The following is a 14,737-nucleotide window of genomic DNA, read 5'->3' as shown; positions in this document are numbered from 1 at the left end:
GTTTGTTATGCCTCATCCAGGATTGCCGGGACCTTGAAACGGTTGTCGTCCGAGTCCGGAGCGCCGGACAGTGCCTGCTCGGCGCTGAAGGTGTGCCCCACTACGTCCTCGCGGAAGACGTTGGTCAGCGGAATGGGGTGCGAGGTGGCCGGGACGTCATCCCCGGCGGCTTCGCTGACGGACTTGACCGAATCAACGATGACGGCGAGTTCTCCGGCCATCCTGTCCAGCTCTTGGGCACTCATCTCGATGTGAGCGAGCCGCGCGAGGTGCGCAACATCGTCACGGTTGATCGCAGCCATGGATCTCCCCTGCAAAGTTCGGATTGGTTTCCGATCCATTCTAGTGGGGAAACACAGATGCCCGTCTGACGGCCCCCAGCGGGCGTCAGACGGGCACCTTTCGCTGCCGTTGGCCGGCCCCGGAGGGCCAGCCGCAGGCAGCAACAGACTAACCGATCCCGATGGCTCCGGTCAGCATGCCGATTCCCAGCATGACCAGGGACACCACGGCGGCACGCCACAGGACCTTCTTGTGGTGGTCGCCCAGGTCAACCTTGGCGAGGGACACCAGCAGCAGGATGGCCGGCACCAGCGGGCTCTGCATGTGGAACGGCTGGCCGGTGATGGAGGCCCGGGCCATTTCGGCGGCGCCGATGCCGTAGTGCGCGGCGGTCTCGCTCAGGACCGGCAGGACGCCGAAGTAGAAGGCGTCGTTGCTCATGAAGAACGTCATGGGGATGCTGAGCAGGCCGGTGATGACTGCCATCAGCGGGCCCATGCTGGACGGGATGATCTGCACCAGCCACGCGGACATGGCTTCCACCATGCCGGTGCCGGTGAGCACGCCGGTGAGGACGGATGCTGCCATGACCATGCTGACCACGGCCACGATCGAGGAAGAGTGTGCAACGAGCTGGGCGCCCTGGTCCTTGACCTTGGGGAAGTTGACCAGGAGGGCAATGGCGGAGCCCACCATGAAGACGTAAGGCAGCGGCACGAGGTCCGCGATGAGCATGGCCATGACGGCCACGGTCAGGCCCAGGTTGAACCAGAACAGCTTGGGGCGCAGGGTGCTGCGGTTGGGGTCCAGTGCGGTGTCCGCCATGGCGGCGTCGTGGTCGTCCACGAGCGTCTCGGTGCGTTCGAGCACTGCCACGGACCCGCCGTCGCCTGCACCGCCTGCGGGTGCTGCCCCGCCGGGGGTGTTGCCCTTGTGTCCGCGGCCTGCGCCGGAACCGGCGGTAGCGCCGCCGTCGAACTCTGCCGCGGTATCGGGCACGCCCCAGATCTCGGGCTGGGTGCTGCGGAGGCGGTTGCGCTCCTGGAGGCCGAGGATCCAGGCGAAGGCGAGGACCACGACGATGCCGCCGATCAACGACGGGATCATGGGTACGAAGACATCGTTGACGTCGATCTTCAGGGCGGTGGCGGCGCGGGCCGTAGGACCGCCCCAGGGGACGATGTTCATGGTGCCGTTGGCGAGGCCGGCCACGCAGGTGAGGACCACGGGGCTCATCTTCAGGCGCAGGTAGATGGGGAGCATGGCGGCGGTGGTGAGGATGAAGGTGGTGGAGCCGTCACCGTCCAGGGAAACAGCGGCGGCCAGCAGGGCGGTGCCCAGGACAACCTTGGCCGGATCGTTGCCCAGCTTGCGGAGAATGAACTTCACCAGCGGGTCGAACAGTCCGACGTCGATCATCAGGCCGAAGTAAATGATGGCGAACATCAGCAGGGCCGCGGTGGACGTCATGGACTTCATCGAGTCCAGGACCATGTCCCCGATGCCGAGGCCGGCACCTGCGAAAAGGCCAAAAACAGTGGGGACGATGATCAGCGCCAGCACTGGCGTCAACTTTTTCGTCATGATCAGCACCATGAACACCGCGATCATGGCGAATCCAAGTATTACCAGCACAGCCGGCTCCTTCTTGTGAACGGCACCACAGCGTTGTGATGCGTGCTACAGACTGTAGGGTGGCGGACGTCACGGCCGTGCCTTTGGCTCAATTGATTGGCATACTGCTTATTGGGAGCATTTTGCTCATTGTGCTCACGTGGTATCCGCACCGGTGGGCCGCACAGATGACGCTGTGCCCAGGAAGCCGCCCGCCCCGCGCCAGTCAAGGAGGATCATGCAGCGCTCCATGCCGCGCCCGCCGCTGCGGTTCTCCACCCAGACGCTCCTGCTGCAGCTGGCGGTAGTGCTTTTGGTGGTTCTGCTCAGCGCCGCCGTCCATACCTGGCTAACCTACGACCGGGTGGGCAGCGAAGCCGAAAACCAGGCCCTGACGCTGGCACGCACGGTCGCTTCGGACCCCGAGGTGCGTGCCGACGTACTGGCCATCAGCGGTGAACAGGGCACTCCCCCGCCGTCTGAGCTGGCGTCCGGCCCCCTGCAGGTTTCCGCCGAAGCGGCGCGCACCCGCACCGGAGCGTTGTTCGTGGTGATCACCGATGAAGAAGGCATCCGGCTGGCCCATCCGGACCCGCAGCGGCTGGGCGAGAAGGTCAGCACCGATCCGTCCGAGGCGCTGGCGGGACGGGAAGTCACCACCCGCAACACCGGAACGCTGGGGGCGTCGGCAGGAGCGAAGGTCCCGGTTTATGCCGCGGACAACTCCACCGTGGTGGGCGAGGTCAGCGTCGGCTACTCGATGGAAACGGTGGGCCAGAGCGTGGCCCGGGACATCGGACCCGTGGCACTGACCGCCGCCGGCGCTCTGCTGGCCGGCATCCTGGGCTCGTTCCTGTTGCGCCGGAGGCTGCAGCGGCTCACGCTGGGGCTGGAACCGGAGGAGATCAGCACGCTGGTCCACGACCAGGTGGCAGTGCTCCAGGGCGTGGACGACGGCGTTATCGGTGTCTCCGCCGACGGCCGGGTGAGCGTCTTCAACGCTGCGGCGCAGCGCATGCTGGGGCTGCCCGACCTCGCCGGCACGCGCTGGGAGGACGCCCCGGTGCCGGACCAGCTGGCCGCCCTGACCAGCCCGGACCGGCCGGCCGCCGATGCCGTGGAGCTGGTGGCCGGCGGACGGGTGCTGGTGGCCAATGCCCGCAAGGCCCTGCACGGGCGCGAGGACCTGGGCTGGGTGGTGATGCTCAGGGACCGCACCGAACTGCAGGAACTCACCCGGCAACTGGACGCCGTGGGCACCATGTCCACCGCTTTGAGGGCGCAGCGCCACGAGTTCGCCAACCAGTTGCACACGCTGGCCGGGTTCATGAGCATCGGGCAGCACCGGCAGGCACGCGACTACCTCGCCACCCTGGCTGCCACGGGGCCGCTGAAATTCCCCGTGGAGCAGGCCGAGCTGCTCCAGGACCCCTACCTGCAGGCCTTCGTGGGCGCCAAAGGCGTGGAGGCGGACGAGCGGGGCGTGTCCCTGCGGATCGGTCCGGAGACCCTGGTCCGGGGCCAGGTGACCGAGGCGCAGGACGTCACCACGGTGCTGGGCAACCTGATCGACAATGCGGTTAACGCTGCGGTGGCCGGTGCGGCAGCGGAGAAATGGGTGGAGCTTGAGGTGCTGGACGAACCGGGCGACGACGGCGGCACACTGCACGTCGTGGTGGCCGACTCGGGTGACGGGCTGGCCGAGGGAACGGATACCGAGGCGGTGTTCGCCGAAGGGTTCACCACCGCCACGGGCTCGCTTAACAGGAACAACCGCAACGGCGGCGGGCAGGGCTTCGGGCTTGCCCTCGCCCGGCAGCTGGCGCGCCGCCGGGGCGGGGACGTGACGGTGCTGGACCGCGGCAGCCGCGGCGGTCCCGGCGCAGTGTTCATGGCCACCTTGCCGCACACCACCGCGGGCGCTGCCGCCCGGACTTCCGAAACTGGAAAGGACCAGAATGGCTGACGACTTCCGGGTGCTGATCGTGGACGACGACTTCCACGTCGCCAAGCTGCACGCCGCCTACGTGGACTCGGTGGCCGGGTTCCTGGCGCTGGCCCCCGTAGGGACGGCGTCCCTGGCGTTACAGGCCATCCACAGCCTCCGGCCGGACCTGGTGCTGCTGGATGTCTACCTGCCGGACGCCTCGGGGCTGGACCTGCTGCAGCAGCTGGACGTTGACACCGTGATGCTCAGCGCCGCGTCAGACACTGCGTCCGTCCGGGTGGCCTTCCGCCGCGGCGCCCTGGGTTACCTGCTGAAGCCGTTCACCGCTGATGCGTTGTCACAGCAGCTCCGCTCCTACGCCAGGTACCGGCGGCTGCTGGCCCAGCCCGGAGCCCTGGACCAGGAGTCCCTGGAACGGGCCAAGAGATCGCTCATCCCCGGTGACGTCACGCCGTCGGCAAAACCGCGCTCCGCCACCGAGGCGGCGGTGCTGGATTCGCTGGAACCGGGCCAGCAGTACTCCGCCGCGGAGGTCGCGGCGCGGGTGGGCGTTTCGCGGGCCACGGCGCAACGGTACCTGTCATCGCTGGCGGACGATGGCGCCGTCGACATCCAGCTCCGGTACGGGACCACCGGCAGGCCGGAGCACCGCTACGGACTGCCGGTGGCCTAGCTGGACCGGGAACCACCTGGCGCCGGACCGGCAACTACGGCAGGTCAGGCGCTTTTCTGGGCCACCAGTTCGATTTCGACCAGCATTTTCGGGTCGAGGAACGGCAGGACGTGCACCAGGGAAAGGGTGGGGCGGATCTCGCCGAAGACCTCGCCGTGGGCACGGCCGGCGTCTTCCCACTGGCTGATGTCCGTCAGGTAGAGCTTGGACTGGACCACGTCCCCGTAGCCAAACCCGGCATCGGCGAGGACATCGCCCAGTTTCTGCAGGATGAACTGCGTCTGGGTGTAGAAGTCGTCGCCCACGATCCCGTTCTCGCCGCTGGCCGCGGTGGCCGAGATGTACAGGGTGTTGTCCACCTGGACGGCGCGGGAGTATCCGAGTGACTGTTCCCAGACGGAACCGGTGCCGTAGGTTTTGCGCATAGTGGTGCCTTTCAACAATGGAATGCGGGCTGGCACCACTGTAGGGCGGCTACAGGTCCAGCCGGTAAACCAGCAGCTTTATGTCGGTTCCGGGCACCAGCCAGTCGCGTTCGGGGACCCTGCGGAAGCCCGTGGTGCGGTAAAGGCCGTGGGCGCTTTCCCAGGTCTGGCCCGTGGTGAGGGCTACGGCGTTGATGCCGGGAAGGGACCGGGCGTGCTCGATGATGGCCTCCACCATGGCCCGGCCGGCGCCGCTGCGCTGCACGGCAGGGTCCACCACCAGCATCCGGAATTCGAGCTCATCCTGCAGGGCGATGTCCGCGAACGGCTCACCCGCCAGCGCCAGGGTCACCGATCCCACCACCGCTCCCCCGCGTTCGGCGACCCAGATGGTGGCCTGGCCGGCACGGTCCGCCACGTCCTGGATTTTGACCATGTAGGGGTGCGCGGCGTCCTCGAAGTAGCCGGCGGCCAGGTAGGAGTCGCGGGTGATGCGGGCAACGGCGTCATAATCGGATTCGACGGCGCTGCGGATGGTTATCTGCGGATGCACCCGTCAATGGTAGTGCTGCCGGGCGCGCCGGCGGACGGAAACAGCGTTTTCCGTGATTGAACTATCACTCTGCGGACGCCCGGAACCGGGTGCCGCAGTCAGAGCGGGAACCTGCCCGAAAGTTCCAGCCCGGCAGCACAGGTCCACGCGTCCAGCCGTTCCTGGTCTGAAGGGCCGCCGTCCAGCGGGCTGGTGAGCCGCGGACGCCGTACCCAGCACCCGGCTTCCTCGGCGATGAGGGCACCGGCCGAGAAGTCGTGCTCGTTCAGGCCCCGTTCGCCATAGGCGTCGTGCGTCCCGTCCGCCACCATGCAGAGATCCAGCGCCGCCGAACCGAGCCGGCGGACGTCGGCGAAGCCGTCGGCAAGCTCGGCGAAGTGGGCGGCCTGCTGGGACCGGACGGCGGGATCGTAGCTGAAACCCGTGGCCAGGATCTGGCCCGTCCGGCCCGGCACCGGACCGTCCAGCCGTGTGGTCCGGCCGCCTTCCTCCAGCCAGGCGCCGGCGCCGCGGGCAGCGTAGTAGACGCGGCCCAGCGCGGGGGCGTTGACGACGCCGGCCAGCCAGGCGCCGTCGGCATCGGCCACTGCCACGGAGGTGGCGTAGTAGACGATGTTCCGGATGAAGTTGGTGGTGCCGTCCAGCGGGTCGATGGACCAGCGGTAGCCGGTGGGGTCCGCCGGGCGGGTGGTCCCGTGTTCTTCACCGGTGATGCTGTCCCCCGGGCGGGCGGCCGTGATGACCTGCCGTACGGCGTTCTCGGCCGCCACGTCGAAGGCGGTGACCCAGTCGCCGGCCGCCCCCTTGTTGCTGACGCCGAGTGCTTCGCCGTTGCGTCCGGAGAGGACCCGGGCACCGGCCCGGGCCGCCGCCTTCGCGATGTCCAGGAATTCCTCCGGACCGGTCATGCCGTCTCCTCCACTGCTGCTGCCTTCTCTTCTTGCAACGCGGCGCTCTCCTCCGGGGCGTCGCCGCCGTCGGCTTCCGCCGCGTCCCCCACGGCGGCGGGGCCGCCGTCGAGTAGCAGCCGGAACCCGTCCTCGTCGAGCACGCGGATCCCAAGCTGTTCCGCTTTGTCCAGCTTGGTGCCGGCGCTTTCTCCGGCCACCACGTAGCTGGTGTTCTTCGACACGGACCCGGAGGCCTTGCCGCCGCGGACCAGGATGGCCTCCTTGGCTTCGTCCCGGCTGAAGTTGGGCAGCGAGCCGGTCACCACCACGGTGAGCCCTTCAAGGGTGCGCGGCGTGGACTCGTCGCGTTCGTCCTCCATCCGGACCCCGGCGGCAGCCCAGCGGTCCACGATCTCGCGGTGCCAGTCTTCGGCGAACCATTCCTTCAGCGCGGCGGCGATGGTGGGTCCCACCCCGTCGACGTGGGCCAGTTCCTCCTCGGAGGCTGCCCGGATCCCGTCCATGGTGCCGAAGGCCTGGGCGAGCGCACGCGAAGCGCGGGGGCCCACGTGCCGGATGGACAGCGCCACCAGTACCCGCCACAGCGGCTGGCTCTTTGCCTTGTCCAGTTCCTTGAACAGCTTCTCGGTGCTGGCGGTGGGCTTGGACGGGGACTTTGCCGTGCCCTTGCTGTAGAAGTAGGGCACCAGCTCGTACTCGCCGGTGGCCACCCCCTTGGACCGCTTCTCGCGCCGGATCTTCACGTCGGCGAGGTCTTCCCGGGTGAGGTCGAACAGGGCGGCCTCGGATGTCAGCGGCGGCACATCCGGCTCGGCCGGCTGCGTGAGTGCGATCGCGGCTTCCCAGCCCAGCGCTTCGATGTCGAACCCGCCCCGTCCGGCGAGGTGGAAGACCCGTTCGCGGAGCTGGGACGGGCAGGACTTCCCGTTGGGGCAGCGGATGTCCACGTCCCCTTCCTTGGCCGGTGCCAGTGGCGTGCCGCAGGCGGGGCATTCGGTGGGCATCACGAAGTCGCGGACGGGCGGATCCTGCTGGTCACGCAGGGCCAGTACGGGCCCCACGATCTCGGGGATAACGTCGCCGGCCTTGCGGAGGACCACGATGTCGCCGATCTTCACGCCCTTGGCCTTCACCACATCCTGGTTGTGCAGGGTGGCCATTTCGACTGTGGAGCCGGCCACCTTGACCGGTTCCATCATGCCGAAAGGGGTCACCCTGCCGGTGCGGCCCACGTTGACCTGGATGTCCAGCAGCTTGGTGTGCACTTCCTCCGGCGGGTACTTGTAGGCCACCGCCCAGCGCGGCACGCGGGTGGTGTAGCCGAGTGCCCGCTGGGTGGCAAAGTCGTCGACCTTGATGACGATGCCGTCGATTTCGTGCAGGAGTTTGTGGCGCTGCTCGCCATACTTGCTGATGAACCCCAAGACGTCGGCGCGGGCCTCCAGTACTTCGAAATAGGGGCTGACGGGCAGGCCCCATTCCTTGAGCAGGGCGTAGGTTTCGGACTGGCTGCGGGCTTCGAGTCCTTCACGGGCGCCGATGCCGTGGACGAACATCTTCAGCGGCCGCTTGGCGGTTTCTGCCGGGTCCTTCTGCCGGAGCGAGCCTGCCGCGGCGTTCCGGGGGTTGGCCAGGGGTGCCTTACCCGCTTCGATCAGGGCTTCGTTGAATTCGGCGAACGCTTTGGAGGGGATGAACACCTCACCGCGGACCTCCACTTCCGACGGGTAGCCTTCACCGCTCAGCTGCTGCGGGATCTCCTTGATGGTGAGCACGTTGTGGGTGATGTCCTCACCCGTAGTCCCGTCGCCGCGGGTGGCAGCGCGGACCAGTTTCCCGTCGCGGTAGAGCAGGTTGACGGCGAGCCCGTCGATCTTGAGTTCGGTCAGCCATGCAGCCTGGGCAGTGCCGTCCCCCAGCTTGGCGATGCTCGCTTCTGCCCGGTTGAGCCAGGCTTCGAGCTCCTCGATGGAGAAGACGTCCTCGAGGCTGTACATCCGCTGCAGGTGTTCGACGGCGGCGAAGGCTGCCGAGGCCTCGCCGCCCACTTCCTGGGTGGGCGAATCATTGGCCACCAGTTCCGGATGCAGCGCCTCGATCTCTTCCAGGCGGCGGAACAGGGTGTCGAACTCAGCGTCGGACACCAGGGGTGCGTCGTCCTGGTAGTAAGCGAAACGGTACTTCCTGATGAGGTCCGACAGGTTCTCGTATTCCTCCCGGATGGCATCGGACGGGATGCTTTCACGTCCGTTCTGCGCGGGGGTCCCGGTGGCGGTCTGTTCTGCGGTGCCTTCTCCTGTGCTCACAGACCTATCTTGCCCTACCCGTACGACAGCCGGCGGTGTCAGTGGGTGCGCGGGCGGTTCCTGATCCACCAGGTGAACGCCCCGCCGCCGGCACCTACCAGCAGGACGCCCGCGGCCACAGCGGGAAGGTCCGGGCCGCCGCGTCCGGACATCTCCGCACGGGACACAGCTGCCGCCTGGGTTGCCCTGGCGGATGTGGTCACCGGAGTGTCCCAGCCGGAGTCCGACGACGGCGCACCGGATGCAGGCGCGGCGCCGCCCGGGCTGGTGGTTGCGTCGGCAGGGCCCGCGGACGTTGCCGGATCGGAGGCCTGCCCGCCCGGTGCCGTGCCGTCCGCACCCTGGCCACCTGTTGGGGCGGGGCCGCTGGTGGCCGGCGGCGCAGCCGGGCCCGTGGAAGTGGGGGCAGCCGACGTCGGCAGGACCGGCTGCGGCGCGGGGTAAGCCGGCGTTGGCGAGCCGGGCCTGTCAGCCGGCTTTGTCCGGGTAGGCCGGACGGGTTCGGTGGCCGGACTGGTGGGTTCCTGACTGCAGTCATCCTCACAGCCGGGCGCCGTGGTGGCGGTGGCCGATCCTGTGGGTTCAGGTGAATCCGCCAAAGCGGCGCCTCCGGCGGGGAGGGTTATCGAGGCGGCCAGGACGGCTGCGGACGCCGTGGCCAGGACTGCGCGGAGCGCCGGAGAAGAGGGGGGGCATTGTTACCTTTCAGGGCCCGCAGTCCCCCCACTGCGGCTTTTTGGAGCCCGTCCAGTCTTCTACAACGCGCCGGAGGGCCGCAAATCCATCGATTGTGCGGCCCTCCTGTGCTAGTTGTTTCAGTCCCGGTTTTCCGGCGGCAGGGCCACCTGGATTTTCCGTGCCTTTCCGCGGCCCACAATGTACCCGCGGCCGGGAATGAATTCGGGGCTGACGCGTCCCAGCGAGGTGTTGAGCAGGCTGTCACCTTCGATGTCTCCGGGGTTGAGCAGCAGGCCCCGGCGGCCGGACTTGAACGGCTGGGCGAGCTGCCAGGCCGAGGACCAGGTGGACGACTCGGACTCCCCGACCACCCATTGATCAGCCTTGATGGAGGCCGTGACCAGCTGCGCCATGCCGGATTCGGCCATGGTGTCGGTGAACTCCGTGAGGCCCTCGATGAAGATGGCCAGCCGTCCCGGGTTGCCGGAGGAATGCTCCACCAGGTCCTCCACCACTTCGGCCAGGTCGTCCGGACCCACCACTGAGCGGTTCCACAGCGGCAGCGAGGCCACGGCGGAACGCCGGGCACCGATGTAGATCAGTTCCACCTCCGGGTTGGAGCGGCGGAGGGCGTAGGCGAGGGTGACCAACGCCACGGTCCGGCCGGCGCCCGGAGGGCCGCCCACCAGCAACGGTCCGCGGGCCATGATCTCGGCGGGCTGGAGTGTTTCGTCGTCGACGCCGATAACGGGCAGTTCCGGACTGCCGGCGGGAAGGACGTCCAGGTCCACCTGGTCCGGAAGCCGCTCGATGCCGGGGGCAGTGTCCAGGCCCTGGCGGAGCATCGCTTCGCTGAGCTTGTGGACTTCGCGTGCCTGCAGCGCCAGGTTGGAGTTTCCGCCCAGCACGGCCAGCTGGACTTCCAACCCGTCCAGCAGGCCGCGGCCCGGTGGAGACGTGGCGCCGAGGACGTCACGGGGAACGTCCATCGAAATGTAGTCGTCCTCGGAGGACATGCGCAGCACCAGGCGCCGTTGGATGGAGGCGAGCAGCGAGGCCGGGACGGCGTTGGGACGGTCACCGGAGACCACCAGGTGGATTCCGAGGGTGCGGCCGTCGGTGGCCAGCTGGAGGAAGATGTCCCACAGCCCGGACAGGCGGCTGTGTTCGTAGGCTTCGCGGAACGCGGACATGCCGTCCACCAGGACGAAGATCCGCTTTTCGTCCGGCCGGTTGGCCAGCCTGCGGTACTCGACGATGGTGGACGCGCGGACCTCGGCGAAGCGGGCCGACCGCTGTTCGGCAATGTCCCGCAGCAGGCGCAGGAGCCTTCCCACGCGTTCGACGTCGTCGCCGTTGATGACCTCGCCCACGTGCGGCAGCTCTTCGAGCATCCGCAGGCCTGACGAGCCGCAGTCGATGCCGTACACGTGCACCGGGCCGCCGCGGGGCGTTACCGCGGCGGCGATGGCAATACCGCGCAGCGCGGCGGACTTGCCCGAGCCGCCCGTGCCGTAGATGGCCATGTTGCCGTCCCGGTCGGGCTCGTAGAACACGGTGGGCTGGTCCTGGCGGACGGGGTCGTCGGCTACGCCAAGGAGCAGCTGGTCGTCAGTACGGGGATTGGGCAGCTTGGAGAAATCGTAGGTCTTGGCAAGCTCGTCCAGCCACGGTTTGCGGGGCGGGGCGATGGCAAGGACGTCCGCCGCCCTCACGATGTTCGCCGTCATCCGGGCGATGTCGTTGGGCCCTGCGGGTTCTTCCGCGACAGGCTTTTCCGGCGCCGGCGCTTCCCAGCTTGAGCCCGAGCCGAAGGCCATCTCCACGATGTCAATCTGCGGCCGCTGCGGTTTTTCGGTGGTCCAGCCGCCGGCGTAACCGGTCTGGAAACCCTGGATCCTGCCGGGGCCGGTCTTCGCGGCTCCGCGGCCCGGGATGCCCGGATCGAAATACGCCGCATCCGGGACGCCCAGGATGTCCGTGGCGTCATCCTCGTCCGCCATGCGCAGCGCCACGCGCAGGTTGGTGTTGGCGCGCAGGCTGTCCTTGATGACGCCGGCCGGACGCTGGGTGGCCAGGATGAGGTGCAGGCCCAGCGAGCGGCCACGGGCGGCCACATCCACAACGCCGTCCACGAACTCGGGAACTTCGTTGGCGAGCGCCGCGAATTCGTCAACAATGATGATGAGGTACGGCGGCGCGTCGGGATCAGCTTCGCGCTGCAGGGCCAGCAGGTCTTTCGCTTTTTTCCGGTTAAGCAGCTGCTCGCGGTAGTGGAGTTCCGCGCGCAGCGACGTCAGTGCCCGCCGCACCAGGTGCGGGGACAGGTCCGTGACCAGGCCCACGGTGTGCGGCAGGTTGATGCAGTCGGCGAAGGCAGCTCCGCCCTTGTAGTCCACGAACAGGAAGCTGACCCGGTCCGGGCTGTAGGCGGATGCCATGCCCATCACCCAGGACTGCAGGAACTCCGACTTGCCGGCACCGGTGGTACCGCCAACCAGGGCGTGCGGCCCTTCGTTCTTCAGGTCCAGGTACAGCGGTTCGACGCCCTTGGATCCCACCAGGGCGCGGAGCGTGCCGTTGTCCTTGCGGTTGGCCACCGCGGAGGAGTGCACGGAGTTGTTCTCCGACCAGCGCTCGGCCACCGCCTGCGGGTTGTCCAGGAAGTCCTTGCCGATCAGCGTGGCATAGGAGACGGCGCGCGGCAGGTCGGAGTCGTCGTTGACCGGCTTGCCCACGTCCACCACCGGTGCGAGCATGCGGGCCAGCTGGCCGGCCAGCTCGGCGTCGACGCTTTCGCAGCTCACGGGGTAGGTGTGCCTGCCCAGGCGGACCTGGCCGGTGGTGGTGCCGTGATCGCCGTCCACCACCATGAAGTCCCGGCAGGCCGCCGGGAGGGCCTGGATATCGGTGGCCACCCACATGACGTGCACGCCCGAGTCCGGTCCCCGTTCGGCGAGCCGGGTAAGGCGCCCGCGGTCCACCGGCGCGTCATCCTCCACGATCAGCAGCACCGTGGGCAGCACGGGTGCTTCGAGTTCGTGCTTGGCGGGGTCCATCTCCTGGCGCAGCTCGGGCGCCTGCCGCTTGACGGCGGCCTCCCGCGCGTCGAGCAGGTCTTCAAGCCGGGCCAGCAGCGATGAGCCGCCGGCGGACCCGGCGGCCAGGTGGTCTCCGGACAGTGGGCTGTGGCCGGAGCCGACGTGCGGCAACCACTGCAGCCAGTCCCAGCGCTCCCGGGACTGCGCCGAGGTGATGGCTGTGAGGACCACTTCGGCGGGCGAGTGGAGGCCCACCAGCTGCAGGACGATGCCGCGGGCCACGTCGTCCACCAGGCCGCGGGCGCCGGCGATGCCCAGGGACCCGGAGGTGCGCAGCTGCGAGACGATGGGGACGCCTTCGATTTCCCGGAACTGTTTCAGGCAGTCCTGGATTTCGCGGGCGTACTGCACCTCGGTGTCGTTGTTGGACGGTTCTTCGAGCCGGACCCGGGAAGGAGCGGTGCCCAGCCCGAACCGCAGCCCCAGGAAGGTTTTGTGCTCGGGGCGGTGCGTCCACAGCAGCGGGCCGAGCTTGTAGATCGCGTCCACGGTGTCGCTGACGGACGGCGCTTCCTGCAGCCGGACGGCACGCTCCACCTTCTGCAGCTCGGTGATGTCCTCCCGGAAGGCTGCCATCGACGCACGGAAGTGCTTGTGGCCTTCCTTCTGCTGCTTCCTGTTGCGCATCTTTTGGTCCACGTAGTGGCCGATGATGAACAGCGGCATCATCATCATGAAGATCACGGACAGCGGGTTGCGGGTGACGGCGAAGATGACTGCGCCCATCATCAGCGGGGCAATCAGCATGATGTAGGGGAAGGGGTGGTCTTCCGGCCGCTTGGGGCCGGACGGGACCACGCGCTTGGGTTCCTCGAACCGCGGAACCACCCGGGGCGAACGGTTAAAGTCCACCAGGGGCGACGTCGGTGCTGCCGCCCGGTTGTGGCCCAGTGGAACCACGGTGACGGTGGTGTCGCCCAGGGTGACGGTGTCGGACGAGTTTAGCCGGGCACGGGTCACCGGCAGGCCATCCATGAGCAGGCCGTTGGCGGAGTTGGTGTCAACGATTTCGACGCCCTCGGCCACGGTGATGCGGGCGTGTCGCTTGGAGGTCAGGGGGTCGGTGAGCCGGATGTCCACGTCCCGGTCCCGGCCGATGTAGCTGGTGCCGGTGGGCAGCGAAAATTCCTTGCCGACGTCGGGCCCGGACAGCACCCGCAGGGTGGCCGCGGCAGGACCGCGTCCGGCACCGGCTTCATGGAACTGGTCGCTGACCTGGGCCAGCGAGACCACCGAACCCGGCCGCAGGCCGGACTCCAGGAGGTTGTCCTCCCTGGCCAGGACGTTGCCGCTGATGCCGCCGCCAACGAAGGCCTCATCGATGCGCAGGGACAGGTTGTCCGGTGCGGGGCGTCCCTTCCGGTCCGGGTCCGCAGCCCAGAGCACGGTGGCAATGTCCGCCACCGTGGCCAAGCCGTCCACGGTGACGGCCAGGTCCTTGGTTTCCGCCGGGTCCCGGCGGAGTGTCAGCCGGATTCTCATCCTTCGTCCACGCCCCTCATCTTTTCCAGCAGGTACAGGTCATCGGGGGTCACCAGGTGGGACGTGACGGCGTGCTCCACCAGGCGGGCACGCCGGTTGGTGGCGAGCTTGCCGCCGCCGCCGCGCAGGCCCACCACGCCCACGCGGTCGAGTTTGTCGCAGACGTTGTCGAGTTTGCGGTTGAACCTGGTCAGCGCCCAGCCGAGGGTCTTCGCCGCGGCAGCGGACGACGGGATGGCGCTGAAGCCGGTGCCCTCGCGCCGCAGCATGGGCTCCGCCAGGGCCACGATCAGTGCCTTCTGGGAGTCGGTGAACACCACCGGGCCGATGGTGGTGTCGCCGCTGCTGTCACCGTCCCTGGCTTCCTGCCGGAAGGACGGGGTCTTCAGGTGGACGGCGAACTCGTAGGTGGTGGGCCCGGCCGTGAAGATGATGTTGGTGTGGCTGAAGACCAGCGGGATCCGGGCGCCCGGCGCCAGCCAGGCCTGCATCCCGCCGGACGCGTCAGCCACCGTGGCGGACAGCATGCCCCCCACGTTGCTGAGCCACCAGATGCCGTCGTAGCGGGCAACCTGCAGGAACTGCCGGTGCAGGTACGGATTGTCGTCCACTTCAAGGTCGCCCTCGCGGCCGATGTTGAAGACGTCCTCATCCGAGGGCTCGTACCATTCACCACAGAAATCTATTGCTAGATCCCCCATATTCTGTGCCTCCTCAAGAGCGTAAGTGTTAATGCGGCCGGCGTTCTTGCCGGCAAAACGGAC

11 protein-coding genes are annotated in these 14,737 nt (G+C 68.1%); 2 read left to right on the top strand and 9 right to left on the bottom strand.

Features of this window, described 5'->3' with window-relative positions:
* Nucleotides 1-5: 5 nt before the first annotated feature.
* Together gatC and ACHL_RS06780 are read right to left on the bottom strand one after the other, a co-directional pair.
* Nucleotides 6-302 carry an Asp-tRNA(Asn)/Glu-tRNA(Gln) amidotransferase subunit GatC gene (gatC, locus tag ACHL_RS06785; protein WP_015936562.1) on the bottom strand — a complete coding sequence of 99 codons (297 nt, stop codon included), beginning with the start codon at nucleotides 300-302 and terminating at the stop codon, nucleotides 6-8.
* A gap of 148 nt (nucleotides 303-450) precedes the next feature.
* Nucleotides 451-1,917, bottom strand: a complete 1,467-nt coding sequence (locus tag ACHL_RS06780; RefSeq protein ID WP_015936561.1) for a CitMHS family transporter — start codon at nucleotides 1,915-1,917, stop codon at nucleotides 451-453.
* Nucleotides 1,918-2,134: 217 nt separating this feature from the next.
* Between ACHL_RS06780 and ACHL_RS06775 the strand changes: the two genes are divergently transcribed.
* Both ACHL_RS06775 and ACHL_RS06770 read left to right on the top strand, forming a co-directional pair.
* Nucleotides 2,135-3,862: a sensor histidine kinase gene (locus ACHL_RS06775; protein ID WP_015936560.1), complete on the top strand. Its 1,728-nt coding sequence runs from the start codon at nucleotides 2,135-2,137 to the stop codon at nucleotides 3,860-3,862.
* The gene (locus ACHL_RS06770) at nucleotides 3,855-4,517 is read left to right on the top strand and encodes a response regulator (protein WP_015936559.1); all 663 of its coding nucleotides are present in this window, start codon (nucleotides 3,855-3,857) and stop codon (nucleotides 4,515-4,517) included. Before ACHL_RS06775 ends, ACHL_RS06770 begins: the two co-directional genes overlap by 8 nt.
* A gap of 44 nt (nucleotides 4,518-4,561) precedes the next feature.
* Here ACHL_RS06770 and ACHL_RS06765 read toward each other — a convergent pair whose 3' ends face one another.
* The 7 genes from ACHL_RS06765 to ACHL_RS06735 form a co-directional block, all read right to left on the bottom strand.
* Nucleotides 4,562-4,942, bottom strand: coding sequence for a RidA family protein (locus ACHL_RS06765; protein ID WP_015936558.1), 381 nt, complete (start codon nucleotides 4,940-4,942; stop codon nucleotides 4,562-4,564).
* 49 nt (nucleotides 4,943-4,991) lie between these two features.
* A complete protein-coding gene (locus ACHL_RS06760) occupies nucleotides 4,992-5,495 on the bottom strand; it encodes a GNAT family N-acetyltransferase (RefSeq protein WP_015936557.1) in 504 nt (167 codons plus the stop codon).
* Nucleotides 5,496-5,593: 98 nt separating this feature from the next.
* Nucleotides 5,594-6,403: an inositol monophosphatase family protein gene (locus ACHL_RS06755; protein WP_015936556.1), complete on the bottom strand. Its 810-nt coding sequence runs from the start codon at nucleotides 6,401-6,403 to the stop codon at nucleotides 5,594-5,596.
* Complete coding sequence (gene ligA, locus ACHL_RS06750; protein ID WP_015936555.1) at nucleotides 6,400-8,712, bottom strand: NAD-dependent DNA ligase LigA; 2,313 nt, start codon at nucleotides 8,710-8,712, stop codon at nucleotides 6,400-6,402. Before ligA ends, ACHL_RS06755 begins: the two co-directional genes overlap by 4 nt.
* A gap of 38 nt (nucleotides 8,713-8,750) precedes the next feature.
* A complete protein-coding gene (locus ACHL_RS23360) occupies nucleotides 8,751-9,311 on the bottom strand; it encodes a hypothetical protein (RefSeq protein ID WP_015936554.1) in 561 nt (186 codons plus the stop codon).
* Between the two features lie 216 nt (nucleotides 9,312-9,527).
* Nucleotides 9,528-13,973 (bottom strand): FtsK/SpoIIIE domain-containing protein, encoded by a 4,446-nt coding sequence (locus tag ACHL_RS06740; RefSeq protein ID WP_015936553.1) that lies wholly within the window; start codon nucleotides 13,971-13,973, stop codon nucleotides 9,528-9,530.
* Nucleotides 13,970-14,674: a hypothetical protein gene (locus ACHL_RS06735; RefSeq protein ID WP_015936552.1), complete on the bottom strand. Its 705-nt coding sequence runs from the start codon at nucleotides 14,672-14,674 to the stop codon at nucleotides 13,970-13,972. The genes ACHL_RS06740 and ACHL_RS06735 overlap by 4 nt, the downstream gene beginning before the upstream one ends.
* Nucleotides 14,675-14,737 lie beyond the last annotated feature (63 nt).

The sequence above is a fragment of the Pseudarthrobacter chlorophenolicus A6 genome, assembly GCF_000022025.1.
Lineage (GTDB): Bacteria > Actinomycetota > Actinomycetes > Actinomycetales > Micrococcaceae > Arthrobacter > Arthrobacter chlorophenolicus.
Note: the sequence above shows the minus strand (reverse complement) of the source record. Positions and strands in the feature narration are given on the sequence as shown.

Coding starts and splice junctions, on each gene's coding strand:
- gatC (WP_015936562.1), bottom strand. CDS start 302: ATGGCTGCGATCAACCGTGACGATGTTGCGCACCTCGCGCGGCTCGCT.
- ACHL_RS06775 (WP_015936560.1), top strand. CDS start 2,135: ATGCAGCGCTCCATGCCGCGCCCGCCGCTGCGGTTCTCCACCCAGACG.
- ACHL_RS06770 (WP_015936559.1), top strand. CDS start 3,855: ATGGCTGACGACTTCCGGGTGCTGATCGTGGACGACGACTTCCACGTC.
- ACHL_RS06765 (WP_015936558.1), bottom strand. CDS start 4,942: ATGCGCAAAACCTACGGCACCGGTTCCGTCTGGGAACAGTCACTCGGA.
- ACHL_RS06755 (WP_015936556.1), bottom strand. CDS start 6,403: ATGACCGGTCCGGAGGAATTCCTGGACATCGCGAAGGCGGCGGCCCGG.
- ACHL_RS06740 (WP_015936553.1), bottom strand. CDS start 13,973: ATGAGAATCCGGCTGACACTCCGCCGGGACCCGGCGGAAACCAAGGAC.
- ACHL_RS06735 (WP_015936552.1), bottom strand. CDS start 14,674: ATGGGGGATCTAGCAATAGATTTCTGTGGTGAATGGTACGAGCCCTCG.